Origin of the sequence: Pricia mediterranea, from assembly GCF_032248455.1 — a bacterium.
GTDB classification, from domain to species: domain Bacteria; phylum Bacteroidota; class Bacteroidia; order Flavobacteriales; family Flavobacteriaceae; genus Pricia; species Pricia mediterranea.
The window spans coordinates 125,058-140,049 of sequence record NZ_JAVTTP010000002.1 but is presented as its reverse complement, the minus strand read 5'-3'; the positions used below and the strand labels follow the sequence as shown (position 1 = coordinate 140,049).

The 14,992-nt window shown below is 46.3% G+C and carries 12 protein-coding genes; 10 read left to right on the top strand and 2 right to left on the bottom strand.

Features of this window, described 5'->3' with window-relative positions:
- Positions 1-16 precede the first annotated feature (16 nt).
- From RQM65_RS18145 to RQM65_RS18135, 3 genes are all read left to right on the top strand, one after another.
- A complete protein-coding gene (locus RQM65_RS18145) occupies positions 17-697 on the top strand; it encodes a DUF2461 domain-containing protein (protein ID WP_314017042.1) in 681 nt (226 codons plus the stop codon).
- 62 nt (positions 698-759) lie between these two features.
- Entirely contained in the window at positions 760-2,112 is a 1,353-nt protein-coding gene (locus RQM65_RS18140) for an NAD-dependent succinate-semialdehyde dehydrogenase (protein ID WP_314017041.1), read from the top strand.
- 80 nt (positions 2,113-2,192) lie between these two features.
- On the top strand, positions 2,193-3,071 hold the full coding sequence (locus tag RQM65_RS18135) for a DUF72 domain-containing protein (RefSeq protein ID WP_314017039.1): 879 nt from the start codon (positions 2,193-2,195) through the stop codon (positions 3,069-3,071).
- 193 nt (positions 3,072-3,264) lie between these two features.
- On the opposite strand, the gene RQM65_RS18130 is transcribed toward RQM65_RS18135, so the two are convergent.
- Complete coding sequence (locus RQM65_RS18130; RefSeq protein WP_314017037.1) at positions 3,265-4,563, bottom strand: dipeptidase; 1,299 nt, start codon at positions 4,561-4,563, stop codon at positions 3,265-3,267.
- Positions 4,564-4,705: 142 nt separating this feature from the next.
- Here RQM65_RS18130 and RQM65_RS18125 point away from each other — a divergent pair, with 142 nt between their 5' ends.
- The 5 genes from RQM65_RS18125 (at position 4,706) to RQM65_RS18105 (ending at position 10,999) form a co-directional block, all read left to right on the top strand.
- Positions 4,706-5,113: an Hpt domain-containing protein gene (locus RQM65_RS18125; RefSeq protein ID WP_314017035.1), complete on the top strand. Its 408-nt coding sequence runs from the start codon at positions 4,706-4,708 to the stop codon at positions 5,111-5,113.
- Between the two features lie 10 nt (positions 5,114-5,123).
- Positions 5,124-5,495, top strand: a complete 372-nt coding sequence (locus RQM65_RS18120; protein ID WP_314017034.1) for a response regulator transcription factor — start codon at positions 5,124-5,126, stop codon at positions 5,493-5,495.
- A gap of 1 nt (position 5,496) precedes the next feature.
- Positions 5,497-8,250: a HEAT repeat domain-containing protein gene (locus RQM65_RS18115; protein WP_314017033.1), complete on the top strand. Its 2,754-nt coding sequence runs from the start codon at positions 5,497-5,499 to the stop codon at positions 8,248-8,250.
- A 7-nt stretch (positions 8,251-8,257) separates the two neighbouring features.
- Complete coding sequence (locus RQM65_RS18110) at positions 8,258-9,688, top strand: glycosyltransferase family 2 protein (protein ID WP_314017032.1); 1,431 nt, start codon at positions 8,258-8,260, stop codon at positions 9,686-9,688.
- Positions 9,689-9,778: 90 nt separating this feature from the next.
- Positions 9,779-10,999: a YaiO family outer membrane beta-barrel protein gene (locus tag RQM65_RS18105; RefSeq protein ID WP_314017031.1), complete on the top strand. Its 1,221-nt coding sequence runs from the start codon at positions 9,779-9,781 to the stop codon at positions 10,997-10,999.
- Between the two features lie 861 nt (positions 11,000-11,860).
- On the opposite strand, the gene RQM65_RS18100 is transcribed toward RQM65_RS18105, so the two are convergent.
- Positions 11,861-12,724: a sigma-70 family RNA polymerase sigma factor gene (locus tag RQM65_RS18100; protein WP_314017030.1), complete on the bottom strand. Its 864-nt coding sequence runs from the start codon at positions 12,722-12,724 to the stop codon at positions 11,861-11,863.
- Positions 12,725-12,997: 273 nt separating this feature from the next.
- Here RQM65_RS18100 and RQM65_RS18095 point away from each other — a divergent pair, with 273 nt between their 5' ends.
- Together RQM65_RS18095 and RQM65_RS18090 are read left to right on the top strand one after the other, a co-directional pair.
- Positions 12,998-13,513: a DUF6155 family protein gene (locus tag RQM65_RS18095; protein WP_314017029.1), complete on the top strand. Its 516-nt coding sequence runs from the start codon at positions 12,998-13,000 to the stop codon at positions 13,511-13,513.
- Between the two features lie 458 nt (positions 13,514-13,971).
- Entirely contained in the window at positions 13,972-14,901 is a 930-nt protein-coding gene (locus RQM65_RS18090) for a 2-hydroxyacid dehydrogenase (protein WP_314017028.1), read from the top strand.
- Positions 14,902-14,992 lie beyond the last annotated feature (91 nt).

Genomic DNA, 14,992 nt, shown 5'->3' with positions numbered 1-14,992 from the left:
ACAGGATTTCAAACGAATGTTACACCCCACAATTACCAAAGAGGCCCTTCATTTTTTGACCAGGCTTAAAAAAAATAACAATAGGGACTGGTTTACCGAGCATAAATCGGAGTTTAAACGTCATGAAAGCGACGTTAAGGATTTCTATACGTTAGTACTGGATAACTTGAAAGTCCACGATCAAATCGATAAGATGAAGCTATTCCGGATTTATAGGGATGTCCGTTTTTCCAAGGATAAAACGCCCTACAAATCCCATTTCGCTTGCTCGTTCCATCGGATGGGTGCCGAAAACAGGGGAGGTTATTACGTGCGCATTAAACCTGGCGACACCTTTATCGCAGCGGGATTTTGGGGCCCCGACAAAGAGGACCTTTTAAGAATACGAAAGGAATTTGAACTGGACGCTTCCGAATTTCGTGAAATCGTCAATGAACAATCCTTCACGAACCTTTGGGGAGAGTTACAGGGCGATGCAGTGAAGACGGCGCCACGGGGTTTCGATAAGGCCCACGAGAACATCGACCTGATTCGGCGCAAACAATTTATTTTCCGAAGAGACTTCTCGGACGAAGAAGTACTATCTCCTACATTTCTTGAAGAAATCGATCGATCGTACAAAGCCATTCGGCCCTATTTTGATTTTATGAGCGAGGTGTTGACCACGGACCTGAACGGGGAATCTTTGTTGAGCTGAACAACAAATATGTGGGAAAAAGCACATGAATATCCTTATATTCCAATTAAACGAATACATTCATGAAGACATCTACAAATCCTTATAATGGAAAGCAACTGCATATATTCAATGAATTGGATGACAGCGAATTGAGTAAAAAGATTGAAGTAGCACATCAAAGGTTTCAAATTTGGAAACGGACTTCTTTCGTTGAACGCTCGAGGCTCATGCTCAAAGTTGCCGAAGAACTCAAAACAAATACGGATACGTATGCCAAAACCATTACCCAAGAAATGGGCAAACCCATTTCCCAAGCCCGCGCGGAGGTAGAAAAGTGTGCTTGGGTTTGTGAATATTACGCTGAAAACGCTGAAGAACAGCTTCAAGATGAAATTGTCGAAACGGATGCGGAAAAGAGCTACGTCAGCTATGAGCCATTAGGGGTGGTGTTGGCGGTTATGCCATGGAACTATCCGTTTTGGCAAGTTTTCCGTTTTGCGGCGCCCAATCTAATTGCCGGGAATGTGGGTGTATTGAAACATGCCTCGAACGTGATGCAATCCGCGGAAATGATAGAACGACTTTTTAACAAGGCCGGTTTTCCGAAAGGCTGTTTCCAGAATCTTGTCATCGGCAGTGAGAAGATTCCATCCGTTCTCGAGAACGACAATGTCAGGGCGGTCACCTTGACCGGCAGCAAGCCCGCAGGGGCAGCCGTGGCCTCGAAGGCAGGAGAGCACATTAAAAAAACCGTACTCGAACTGGGTGGAAGCAACGCCCTCATTGTCTTTGCCGATGCCGATATGGATACGGAGGTGGATACCTGCGTTAAAGCGCGTTTTCAGAATACCGGACAAAGTTGTATCGCTGGGAAACGACTTTTAGTACAGGAGGATATAGCTGATGACTTCAAGCAAAGGTTTATTGATAAAATAAAGGAACTTAAAAGTGGGGACCCGATGGATGGGGACACTTATATAGGAGTTTTGGCTCGCGAAGATCTGGCCGAGGATGTCGAGAAGCAGGTCCAGGATTCCATCAACATGGGTGCAACGCTGGAAATCGGCGGAAAACGTAAGGGAACGTATTACGAGCCGACCGTACTATCGGAAGTGACCCCGGAAATGCCAATGTTCAAGGAAGAAACCTTCGGCCCGGCCATTGGGATTACTACCTTTACCTCGGACGAAGAAGCCGTCGAACTCTCCAACGATTCCGCTTTTGGTCTGGGAGTGTCCCTCTTTACGGAGGATGTACAAAGAGCAAAAAGGCTGGCGCCCCTTTTCGACGAAGGTGCCGTATTTGTCAACGAATTGGTGAAAAGTGATCCCAGGTTGCCTTTCGGAGGTATTAAAACCTCTGGCTACGGTCGAGAGCTTTCAGGGCACGGTATCAAGGAATTTATGAATAGAAAGACCCTTTATTTTAAATAGGACTGCGGTTTTAAACTGAACGGGCAGCCCTGCAAGTGGGTTCACTTATAGTGGTAGAAAAAGTTAAAAACACATAGCATATGAAATTCGGACAAGTAGATCGACCGGAAGTCGTGGATTTCAGTCTTCCCGAAGACCATCCCGACACCGCAGCGTTTTTATCGAACAATAAAGAAGATTTTCCGGTGAACGTACGCGTTGGGTGTGCCAAATGGAACCGGCAGGATTTGAAGAACTTTTATCCCCGGGGAACGAAGAATGAATTGAAATACTATTCCAGCCAGTTCAATAGCATCGAGCTGAACGCGACGTTCTATAGGATTTTCCCCCCGGAGCAATTTGAAAAATGGGCCTATACCACCCCCGATAACTTCAAGTTCTTCCCCAAACTGGTGCGCAATATCAGTCATTTAAGAAGGTTAAATGACAAGTCGTATCCCGTTGTGGACGAGTATCTTATAGGAGCTGCGAATCTTAAGGATAAGCTCGGAACACTCTTTCTTCAAATGCACAATAATTTCGGATCTAAAAATTGGGATAGGGTGGTGCGCTTCGTGGAATACTGGCCGAAGGAATTTCCTCTGGCGATGGAATTCCGGCATACGGATTGGTTCAATGATGAAAAGGTAGCCGAAGAGCTCTATCATCTATTACAGGAAAATGACATCGCCAACATCTTGGTCGATACCGCCGGCCGTAGAGACCTCTTGCATATGCGATTGACGAACAACGAAGCCTTTATCCGCTATGTCGGCGCCAATCACAAAAGCGACTACACTCGGTTGGACGAGTGGGTAGAACGTCTGATAGAATGGAAGGAAGCGGGCTTGACGAACATCAATTTCTTTGTGCACCAGAATGTGGAGCGGGAGTCCCCGCTTTTAGCTGCCTATTTTATTGAAAAATTGAACAAAAAACTGGGTACGGACCTTAATATTCCAAAAATGCTAGGAGGATAGGCAACAAGGGTGAAACTGCAAACGTCCGATGGTTATCCGAAAATGCCATCGAACCTGATCAAAGCACGTAACCCAGTGGTCATGGAACAGTTCCAATTCGTAATACACCAGGTAGCGCGCTGAACCACCTGACAAAGCGGGGCGACCGCAACCCCGGAATTGTGGATTTCGGTGCTTGGAATTTAGAATTTTTTCACATGTCCGCCATTTCCTGTTGTCCGCTGGCGACCGCTTGTACCTCATCCAGCACGCGCAATAGATTCCCGCCCCACAACTTGGCGATTTCCTCCTCAGAGTAGCCGCGTTCGACCAGGGCTAGGGTTACGTTGAAGGTTTCCGAAGCATCGGACCAGCCTTCGATACCGCCGCCCCCGTCAAAATCGGAACTGATACCGACATGATCGATACCGATCAAATCGACCATATAGTCGATATGATCCATCAAATCGGAAATGTCTACGGCCGGTGGGGCGTCTGGGTCGTTGACCGCCCTTTCTTCCGCCATTTTCACTACTGTCGGATAATTTTCAATAAAATCTTCTTTTTCCTGTTCCGTCAACCTGCCGAAGTCCGAACGCTTATACCAGGGGATGTCCAATGAATCGGCTATTTTTTGGCTAGCGCTATCCACATAGGCCCTACGCAGAGAATCTTTTTCCGTGTTCAGGTACGAAGAAAAGGCCACGGTCTGCACCACCCCTCCGTTTTTCTTGATCAGTTGTAGTTGTTCGTCGTCGAGGTTTCGGCTGTGGTCGCAAAGCGCACGGGCGGAGCTATGCGAGGCAATGATCGGCGCTTCGGTGAGTTCTATCGTCTGCAGCATCGATTCCTTCGATGGATGCGACACATCAATCATAATCCCTAGCCTATTCATCTCTTTTACAGCTTTTTTCCCTAATTCACTTAAACCATTATGTAGCCATGCATCATCTTCCTCTCCTGTATTGGAATCGCTGAATTGGCTATGTCCGTTATGGGAAAGGGAGATATATCGGGCGCCGAGGTCATAGTATTTTTCGAAGTTCGACATGTCCTCCCCTATAGGGTAGGCATTTTCAACCCCGATCATAGCCACCTTTTTTCCGTCCGCCACAATACGTCGAACATCCTCGGAAGTCAGGGCAAGCTCGATCCGGTCGGGAGCGATTTCATCAACAAGTCGATGTATCGCCTCGAACTTGGCCATCGCGTTTTCTTCGGCCTTGGCATACCCCTCCGCGGTAAGGGTGTTTTGCCCTGTATAAACGATCAACCAGCTCACGTCGAGGCCACCTTCTTCCATTTTGGGTAAATTGATCTGGGTCTCCAGACGCTGGGTATAGTTCGCGCTATCGGTAAAGTTTTTGACATTGATATCGTCATGGGTGTCGATCGTAATGGTTTGTTCGTGTATGCGTTCTGCCTTTGCATCAAGACTTTCTTCGGTATTCTTCTCGGTTTCCCTACAAGAGAATAAGGCTATAATTCCGAATAGGCAGATAAAATGCTTCATTTCCAGGTGCAATATTATGGTTAGACCAACAAATAAAGCCATTTGACAACAGATATGCCAGTATAGGTAACATTTAATTGTTCCGGCAAGTGTTTATAGGGATTTTTATCGTCCCAATCTCATAAACCCAAAGCATCCCAAATTGAAAACAAAACACTTTACGAATCTACAGCATCGTTTCGAGACCTCCCAACAGCAGCTGATTACCACAGACCTTGAACCTATTTTAGGGGAGTGCATGGGAGAAATGAGCCTTTTACGAGAGCTAATATCCCTCTTCAGGCTCAATGCCCTTGAATTTATCGGAGCGGCAAGAATACATTTGGACAATACCGACTTTAAGGCGTTGGCCCTGGCCGCCCATAAGATAAAAGCAGGATTGGCCATGATGCGAACGGACAGCCTTCACGCCATTGTTTGTCTTATTGAAAAGGAATGCTGCGGAGACCAAGACCCTAAGCACCTTCAGTTTCTCTACGATTGCTTCGTAGATGAGTTCCCGAGCGTAGAGACATCCATTGAGGTGGCCCTGGCCCAACTTGACCAATAATTCGGTAAGCATGGAGAGGAAACAGCTTCTATTGGCCGAAGATGATCAGCTGTTGGCGTCCCTGTTGTCCTTCCGGTTGCAAAAGGGAGGGTACGAGGTGAAGATATGTGCAGATGGAAAACAGGTAAAGGACTACTTGACAAGACACACCCCTGATATCATCGTAAGCGATATCATGATGCCCTATTTCTCGGGGATGGAACTGATAGCGTATGTACGTAAGGAATTGCACTTGAGTATCCCTATCATCATCATATCCTCGGCAGGGAACGAAGAGAACGTGTTGGACGCCTTTGATCTGGGTGCCAACGACTTTATTTCAAAACCTGTAAGTCCCACTGAACTCTTGGTCCGGGTGGCCCGTGAACTGAACAAAGCCTAATTTGTATCTATCGAACTTGACATACGCCGTGCCTCCGCTGATGACTGCTCCGGAAATCGGTACCGACCTGTTATGGAAGCTTTCGGGTTTTTTTGTCGCCTTAGGCTTATTATATTTTATCTCGGTCTTTTTCTTTCGGAACAAGATAGCTGCAAATTCCGCTCGAATCAGTCAGCGCAGGAACGAGTTATCGCCTATGATCAGTGAATTCCTGTTTTATGAAGAGGGTGTCGATCGGGAAGAGAAATCGAACTACATCGCTTTAAAAATCAAGATTCGTGACCTGTTAAGGGAAGATCTGAACAGGAGGATATTGGCTCAAATATTACTCGATCTGCGCAAGGATGTTTCCGGCGACACCCAAAAAAAACTCTTCAGACTGTACAGCGATTTAGGGTTGGAAAAAGATGCGTTCAAAAGATTGCAAAGCTGGAGGTGGGAGGTCGTTGCGAAGGGTATTCTTGAATTGACCCAAATGCAAGTCGAGGAAGCATACCCGTTCATCGTCAAGTTCATTAACCATAGAAGAGGTACCGTTCGCAAACAGGCAGAAATCGCCATAATTACCCTAAAGCCGAGTGGGATCAGTCATTTTTTGGATACGACACAATATAAGATATCGGAGTGGCAGCAGCTGAAATTACTGGATGTGCTGCGGAACAAGGAAGGTTTCGAACCGCCGCGCTTCAAAGCGTGGTTGACCTCGACCAATATCCATGTGGTACTGTTTGCCCTGCGACTTATCAAATATTACAACCAAAACGATTCCAGTGCCCCGCTAATCGAGTTGATAAAGCATAAAGACCGACAGGTCAGACAACAGGCCATTGGCTGTATAAAGGACTTCCACATCACCGATGCCTTGCCTACTTTGAAAGGTGTTTTCTCGAAATGCACGGGGGACACCAAGCTTGACATACTCGATGCAATTGCCGAATTGGGCGATGCTTCGGATATCGAATTTCTGGAATACGTAACGCAACGGGAAGGCAATTTTTCAGTGAAGAGCAAGGCAGTGGGCGCTATCAATACCATTGCACCGGGCAGTATCATGCCTACCGAGAATATCGAACCGATCAAGCCCTATAAAACACCTGGGGATGTAGAACGCCCAAGCCTCACCCCAATCAATACGCCCCCCTCGACAAACCAATCAGTGCCGTTGCCAAACCTCGAAACTCCGCCGCCGGTGGAAGCGGCCGCAGCAGCAGTAAGCGAACAATCAAACAAAGTCACCTTAGAAAACCCTACGCCCATGACCGAGTCTAAAGAACCCCAAAAGCCCATCAAAGACATAGAAGTTGTATTTGAAAGGGTAGATGCCGAATCTCTTGATGTTACCTCTACGAGAGAACCTTCCCGCTTTGATATTTCCGAGATCGACTTTCTGCCGATTGTGGTCGCCGCTGTTACCGAGATGCCATCCGAAGAAACTGAAATTCCCTCCGTGGAAATGGAGGCGACTTTCGACAAAGCCAAACCCTCATCGGACGGAATGACACCCGATGAGAAGAAGGCTTCCGGAACGATCGGCAGGCGTCCCAAAGAAAGTGGTGACTCTATTTCTACCAATCCTATGGAAGAAGAACTGCACGCCCTGATTTCCGAAATTAACGAACTGGATTTTTTGCCTCTTGTCATCGATAAAGACCAGGGGGCTAGCAACGACGAGTCCGATGGTCGGAATAAGGAAGAATCAAATGACCCAACCGGATCGGATCATCCGAACGAATCGGACACATTAGACGACATTGAAGGCTATTCCCTTTCTGATTTTGAAGTGTCGTTCGAAGCGAAAAATAGTGACCGTGATTCGGAAAATGAGATAGACATGGCATTTGATCTCAAGGAGGACCCGCATTACGATCCGGAACATGGCAGCGTCGAAGATGTGATATCTTGGTTGATGTCGGACAACGAATTGCGGGATATTGAATTGGAGTATGAGACCGTATCCTATCCTTCCGACATCGAGGTGACCGACCAACTCATTCCCGAACCGATCTATTACGACAAGCACGAAGCATATATGATGGGTTTGCTTGATGAGCTTGAAGAACTTGGCGACCACCGTGAAATTCCGTTGTTGCAAGAACTTAAAGCGGAAGAATCCAAAGGTTTTATAAGAGACCGTATCGCTGCCTTGATGGCGAAATTTAATGGAGAACGGGACAACAAGAAGCAAGCAAAGTCAGTTGACGACTCCGCCGATTTACCTGTTTTTAGTGTTTTTGCGGACCTTTTTAAGGACCTGGATACGGAATGTAAACTGATTCTTTTAGATGAAATTATTCATGTTGGGGATGAAAAGGAAATTGAGTTTCTAGATGGGTTGCTCGGAGACGGCAATCCCAAAATACGAAGCAAGGTCAAGATCGTGCTCGAACTTCTAATCGAAAAACTGTCCCGCGAGAAACCCAAGGCCTGCTATACCAAAGGCGTTCGTGATGTTTTCGCCAAACATGGAGTCTTAGGTCAAAGCAATCAAGAAGAAAAGGCGAATCGTTGGAACCAACCAGCTGAAAGTAACGACCCTATTTTTGGAAAAGCACCAGTGGACGTGCTACTTTCCGAATCGAATATGTCGTCTGCACCGGATTTTTTGAATATTGGCTTTGAGCTCAACGAGGTGGATGCCGAAAAGCATAATCTGTACTTACAGGATATTCCCGTAATCGTAACTGAGGTGTCCGCCCACAAAGACGGACGGTCGTTTCTGGATCAAATGCGAAATTTCACTAAGCTTTTCTTCTGATTGAAGTATGAACAGCGAACTTTTTCATATCGCTTTAGACTACATCAACGTCATCTTTTTGATGTTTACGGTAACACTGTTTACGCTGTTCGGCATTATGGGCTATCTATCGACCCGAAATTCCCTGCATTACCGTAAAAAGAACAGCTTCGGCGACCTTTCGAAAGTCATGGCATCGCCCCTGGCCCCGAGCATCACTATTGTTGCCCCGGCCTACAATGAGGGCCTGACCATTGTCGAGAACATTCGATCGCTGATGTCCCTTCGGTATGTGAATTACGAAGTGATGGTCATCAACGATGGTAGTAAAGACGATACCTTGCAGAAGATGATCGACGCCTACGACTTGGTCAGGGTCGAACAAAAAATAGACCCTGAATGGCGGAACAAACCAATACGGGGCATCTATAAATCGCCACATCGGGCCTTTGCCAAACTGACGGTCATTGATAAGGAAAACGGAGGCAAATCCGATGCGCTCAACACTGGCATGGCCCTGTCGACCAATCGCTATGTCGGCTGCATCGATGTGGACTGCCTGTTGCTGCCAGATGCCCTGTTACATGTGGTCAAGGCGTTTTACCAGCGTTCCGAAAAGCGGGTCATTGCAGTTGGGGGAGTCATCCGGGTGGCGAATTCCTGCGTAATCGAAGGCGGTGAATTGGAGGAAATCCGACTGCCCCAAAGCTGGCTCGCCCGATTTCAATTGCTTGAGTACACCCGCTCGTTCATTCTTGGGAGAATGGCCTGGGGGCGTATCGACAGCCTGCTCATTATTTCGGGCGCTTTCGGATTCTTCGACCGTGAAATCGCTCTAGCGGTAGGAGGCTATGATACGGATACTGTGGGGGAGGACATGGAAATCGTCTTCAAGATGCGGCGGTACATGCACGATCATAACAATCCCTATACCGTAGAGTATATTCCCGACTCCCTCTGTTGGACCGAGGTACCGGAAGACCTCAATATTTTGATCAACCAACGAGATCGGTGGGCGAGGGGCAATTTAGAGACGCTGTATAAGCATAGAGATATGTTTTTTAATTCCAAATACGGGAGGTTGGGACTCTTGAGCTATCCCTATTGGTTTTTTTATGAGTGGTTAGCGCCCTTGATGGAGTTCTTCGGACTTATTACCATTGTAGTCTTCTTTTACCTAGGCATCTTGAACGGGGAATTCTTTATCGCCATTACGGCAACAGTTTACCTGTTTTCCATCATGTTTTCGTTTTATGCCATTTTGTGGGATGTCTATAGTTACAACGAGTACAAGAAAACCAAGGATATCCTCATTCTTATGCTATGCGCCATAGTAGAGCCGCTATTTTTTCACCCCATCGTGGTCTGGGCCGCTGTTCGGGGCAATTATAAAAAACTGTTCCGGGTGCAAAGCGGATGGGGCTCCCAGGTTAGGAAGGGATTCGCGAAAGTGGGGTAAAATTAAAGAGTCAATAGAACATATAACAACGAACGAACCGGTACCACTCAGCAGATGATGATTTCCATAGACACATATCGTAGGCGTAGAATGTTTTTTTTGATTTTGACGGTTTGGTTTCCCTTTTTGGGGATGGCGCAGGGGAGCGGCTATAGCGGCAATCCGGACACATCTTTTTTTACGGCCAGAACTTTGGCCTTTGAGGGTAAACGGGATATTGCCCGCGACACCTTAAACCACATCCTTACCAAATATCCCGATTATAGCGATGTACGAAGTCTTTTGGCCAGTACCTATAGTTGGGACGGAAAATATGACCTTGCCCGGGACCAGTTTAACCGTATCACATCACAAGAACCCCAAAACAAGGAGGTTTGGGTCGCGGCGATAAAAAACGAAATCTATTCCGAAGACTACTATATTGCCCTGGGATTATCCAACAAGGCCCTAACCTATTTAAAGGATGATGGTGACATCCAAGCTTTACGGCGAAAGGTGCTAGAAAATCTACATGAAGATAAGAAAACAGCAATGGATACCGCCGTTAGCACGGTAAAAAAATACACGGAACCGCAAATTCAAAGAAATAATATATCGATGACCAACTCCTTTGAGGTTTTCGATGCCGTGTACGGACCGATGGTATATTCCAATCTTGCATATAGTCGAAAAACCAAGGCGGGAAGCGTCATCCCGCGTATCAACTACGCCAACCGGTTCGAGACACACGGGCTACAATACGAACTGGACCTCTATCCCAAATTCTCAAAAACCTTCTACGCTTATCTGAACTATGGGTTTTCGAGCGCACCTATTTTTCCCGGTCATAGGGCAGGGGCAGAGTTTTATGCCAACTTGCCCAAAGCCATCGAAACCTCGCTGGGGGTGCGCTATTTGGACTTCAGAACGACCAAGGCGACCGTTTACACGGGTTCGGTGGGACTATATCGGGGAAACTATTATTTTTCGGTAAGGTCTTATGTGACTCCACAGGATTTCGGCAATGTAAGTGTATCGGGTGGACTTTTGGTGCGCAGGTATCTGAAAGACGCCCACAACTATCTCGGTATAAATATGGGTATGGGCTATTCTCCGGAACTGAAACAGTTTATTGACGGCGAAGCGCTCTTGGCGGAGACGTTACTGTTTGTCGAATCGCAACGCCTGGCCTTGTCATATCAGTTTACCGGGAAGGTAAGCCCCAACAGCTACAAGCTCAATTTGGGATTGTCTCGCCAAGAACTGGTCTTTGATTCCGGCAACTTTGTTTGGTCCGTTTCCGCAGGACTTAGATATCAGGTCAAATTCTAATACTTTGGCCGCTGCCTTGTTATACTTCAACTTCCTTCAAGCCTTGTCAACAACCGTCGATCGGTCAAATCTACGCTAGTTTTGACGAATAGGTAGGGCATACCTTTGGGCCAGCCATCGAAAGAATAGGTTTGCCTCCTTAAAGTACTCCATTAACAACCTTTACAACAAAAAATCAGGGTTACACCACAATTTATTGTATCCGGTGCGACTTATGGATAAGTTTACTTCATCAAACAAATACAGCGGCCCAAATCGCTTCTTTAAATCAAAACGTATCACTAACTTAACCTGCGCCTTATGCTTTACGACACGTACGGAGAAGAGTACCTAGCCTTCTTGCAAGACCTCAACGAAATCTTAAGTCTTAACGAATTAGTCGAATTGGATTATATGTAGATTTGATATCTGTGCAATGTATCGACCCCCCGAATCTTCCAAATCTTAAACCCTACTATTATGGCACATCAATGTCCCGATAATGCGGATTACCTCAATTTTATCACCAACTTGAACGACATCCTTACCAATGAGGAAATCGTCAAATTGAATTATTCTTAGTGTTTTAGTGTTTAATTGTTTTTAGTTGTTTAAAGGAGGTCCCAAAGGGGCCTCCTTTTTTGTTGTGGGCGTACGTGCATTTGGTCCTAAATCTTACCGTCTTAGGTCCGGTCTGGGTTTCGAAACTCACAAACTAACCAAAACAACGAGAAAAGCCATTCCTACACGAGTAGAAATGGCTTACTTTCCAAATTGTGGAACATCTTTTGGCTATCGAGTACCTACTGCAATTGCCGACCTACTTACTTGTATCAAGCGGCTACAGCCTGTAGTAGACATATCTGATCCATTAGCGATGCACTATCCCAAATAAGTCTTCAAAAGCTTGCTTCGGGAATTATGTCTAAGTTTTCGAATGGCCTTTTCGCGAATTTGCCGTACCCGTTCCCGGGTCAGGTCAAAGGTCTGTCCGATTTCCGCCAAGGTCATGGACTGCTGATCGCCGATACCGTAGTACAGTTTGACCACGTCGGCCTCCCGGGGGGACAAAGTTTCCAAAGCACGGTTGATTTCGGTGTTGAGCGATTGCTGCATCAGGGATTTGTCCGGCTTGGGCGATTCGCCTGAGCGCAATACATCGTATAGGTTGGAATCCTCGCCTTCACGCAGCGGGGCATCCATCGATACGTGGCGGCCGGAGTTTTTGATGGATTGTTTGACCTCACTGACGGTCATTTCCAGCTCTTTGGCAATTTCTTCGGCCGAGGGCGGACGTTCGTGCGCCTGCTCGAGATAAGAAAATGTCTTTTTAATTTTATTGATGGACCCGATTTTGTTCAGGGGAAGCCGTACAACCCGAGACTGTTCCGCCAGCGCTTGAAGAATGGACTGTCGTATCCACCAAACCGCGTAGGAGATAAACTTAAATCCGCGCGTCTCGTCAAAACGCTTGGCCGCTTTCACCAATCCTAAATTTCCCTCGTTGATCAAATCAGGTAGTTTCAAACCTTGATTTTGATACTGTTTGGCCACGGACACCACAAAACGCAGATTGGCGGTTGTCAGTTTTTCAAGGGCGAGTTGATCCCCGGCCCGGATGCGTTGTGCCAGTTCTACTTCCTCGGATGCGTTGATCAGATCGATTTTACTGATATCCTGCAAGTACTTGTCCAATGATTTCGATTCCCGGTTCGTTACCTGCTTGATAATCTTTAGTTGCCTCATGTGTACAAATTGGATTTTGGAGTTCTACAAGCATGTATAATACATTAAATTTCTGTCTTATCCAAAAAGATGTACCTATTGTTATACAACATTTATGAGAAGTTTAAGGATATTTCGATGAAATGCCTATAAATAGGAGGTTTCGGACTTTTTTGAGTCCCTGGTTTCGAGAATGGGCCCCAGGTGAGCCCCCATAAATTTAATGTAGTAGAGGATGATTTGTCGGTATTATTGGGTTATTTTGTAACGCGTCATCGCAAAAAAGACCAATCCATGAGCAAACGGAAGCTAAAAAAATACCTATCGGAATTAAAAAAGGATGCCCTGGAGGACCAGTTGCTCGATCTATACGACCGGTTTCCCGTGGTCAAGGAGTATTATGATTTTATTTTTAACCCTAGGGAGGATAAGCTATTGCAGGAGGCGAAATCGAAAATATCCAACGAATATTTTCCCGTCAAGCGCAAAAAACCGAAAGCTAGGCGCTCGGTAGCCCAAAAGTATATCAAACACTTTCTTAAATTGGGCGTAGAGCCCCAAATCATCGCAGAATTAATGGTCTATAATCTGGAAATCGCACAGGTCTTTGAACGGGATAGGAACGTTCCGGACGCGTTTTACAAAAGTATGCTGAATTCTTTCGGACAATCGGTCCAATATACATCGGTCAATGGACTTCTAGGGGATTTCAAGCCAAGAATACTCCAAATCTATCAAGAGACCCAAGAGCAGAATTGGCTTTTCGGGGAAGGATTTTCACGGGTTTTGGACAATGTGGATTTAATGTAGCGACCGATTAAGGGAACCTTGGAATAATTGATCCATGTAGCGATGAAACAGAGGCTTACTATGTGAATAATGCACCAAAAGAATGGAACTTGGGCTAATAACAATAATCAGCGGTAGGATACAGCGATGTAGTATTGGAGTAGGCGCCAGCGAGAAAGTGCTTGGGCATGGGCAGAATAGGTTACGCTAAGGTGAAGAATCAAAAACATTGCTACCTTGCAAGCAGGCAGCGTTATAACTTAAAATGCTTGTCCGCTTATGAAGCCTAAAGAGCAGTTTTGTCACCTTGAGCGGTTCTACCGAGCGCGGTCGAGGTACAGTCGAAAGGTCAAACCAAAACGTCCCGGCTTCTAGCCTGTGCTGAGCGCAGTCAAAGTACTCAACCGGATATTTTCAACCTGGACTGATGGATTGGGTGTTCTTCGAGACAAATATTTAACTTAAATACTAGGTATAAAATGGCGATAGTAATTATCAGACAAGACGGCAAAATAGATTTGTGGAAGGAGGCCTTGCTCACTGAAGCCCCAGACCTCGATGTGTACAGTTATTACGAAAACCATCCGAAAGACGATATCGAGGTGGCCCTGGTGTGGAAACATCCGGAAGGCAGCCTGGCGAAGTATAACAACCTCGAGCTGATCGCCTGTAACGGGGCGGGGGTGGACTTCATTTTTGAAGATCCCGATGTGCCGGAGGGAATTCCCATTACCCGAGTGGTCGATACCAAGTTGGCGGAAGATATGTCAGAACACGTTTTGGCGGTTATTCTGGCCCATCTTAAAAACTTGGATATCTATAAGCTCCAACAGACCCAAAAAGTATGGAAGACGAGGGATTATCATCGTATTTCCGATTTTAAGGTCGGTATCATGGGGCTGGGTGAACTGGGCAGCGTGTTGGCCAAAGACCTGGTACGCTTTGGTTTCGAGGTCCAAGGCTGGTCCAACTCCCCTAAATCGCTCGAAAACGTAAATTCCTTTGCAGGGGACGACGAATTGTCCGGTTTTTTAGCCTCCACCGAAATACTGGTTTGCCTTTTGCCCTTGACGGATAAGACAACCGGTATATTGAACAAATCCCTCTTTAAAAAGCTTCCCAAAAACGCCTTTGTCATCAATGTGGCCCGAGGCGGACATTTGGTGGACCTCGATTTAATTGAAATGTTGGATAATGACCATCTTTCCGGGGCGGGACTCGATGTCTACCATCAGGAGCCGTTACCGACCTCACATCCCTTTTGGCAGCATGAAAAAATACACATGACACCGCATTATGCAAGCGTCTCGGACCCCAAGTTCGTCGTGCCACAAATTGTGGAAAACTATCGACGGTTAAAGGCTGGGAAGTCCCTCTTAAACGAGGTTTCCCGAGATAAGGGATATTAGAAGCAGCAGCGTCGCCGGCAGAATTGACCGACGTTCAAAGCATACTTCCGATGAATCGTACAAAACGGTTTTCACCCAATTAATTTCGCCC

Bases quoted from the DNA above. Each gene is read 5' to 3' on its own strand.
- RQM65_RS18100 (WP_314017030.1), bottom strand. From the start codon at position 12,724: ATGAGGCAACTAAAGATTATCAAGCAGGTAACGAACCGGGAATCGAAA.
- RQM65_RS18105 (WP_314017031.1), top strand. From the start codon at position 9,779: ATGTTTTTTTTGATTTTGACGGTTTGGTTTCCCTTTTTGGGGATGGCG.
- RQM65_RS18090 (WP_314017028.1), top strand. From the start codon at position 13,972: ATGGCGATAGTAATTATCAGACAAGACGGCAAAATAGATTTGTGGAAG.
- RQM65_RS18145 (WP_314017042.1), top strand. From the start codon at position 17: ATGTTACACCCCACAATTACCAAAGAGGCCCTTCATTTTTTGACCAGG.
- RQM65_RS18140 (WP_314017041.1), top strand. From the start codon at position 760: ATGAAGACATCTACAAATCCTTATAATGGAAAGCAACTGCATATATTC.
- RQM65_RS18110 (WP_314017032.1), top strand. From the start codon at position 8,258: ATGAACAGCGAACTTTTTCATATCGCTTTAGACTACATCAACGTCATC.
- RQM65_RS18135 (WP_314017039.1), top strand. From the start codon at position 2,193: ATGAAATTCGGACAAGTAGATCGACCGGAAGTCGTGGATTTCAGTCTT.
- RQM65_RS18095 (WP_314017029.1), top strand. From the start codon at position 12,998: ATGAGCAAACGGAAGCTAAAAAAATACCTATCGGAATTAAAAAAGGAT.
- RQM65_RS18130 (WP_314017037.1), bottom strand. From the start codon at position 4,563: ATGAAGCATTTTATCTGCCTATTCGGAATTATAGCCTTATTCTCTTGT.
- RQM65_RS18120 (WP_314017034.1), top strand. From the start codon at position 5,124: ATGGAGAGGAAACAGCTTCTATTGGCCGAAGATGATCAGCTGTTGGCG.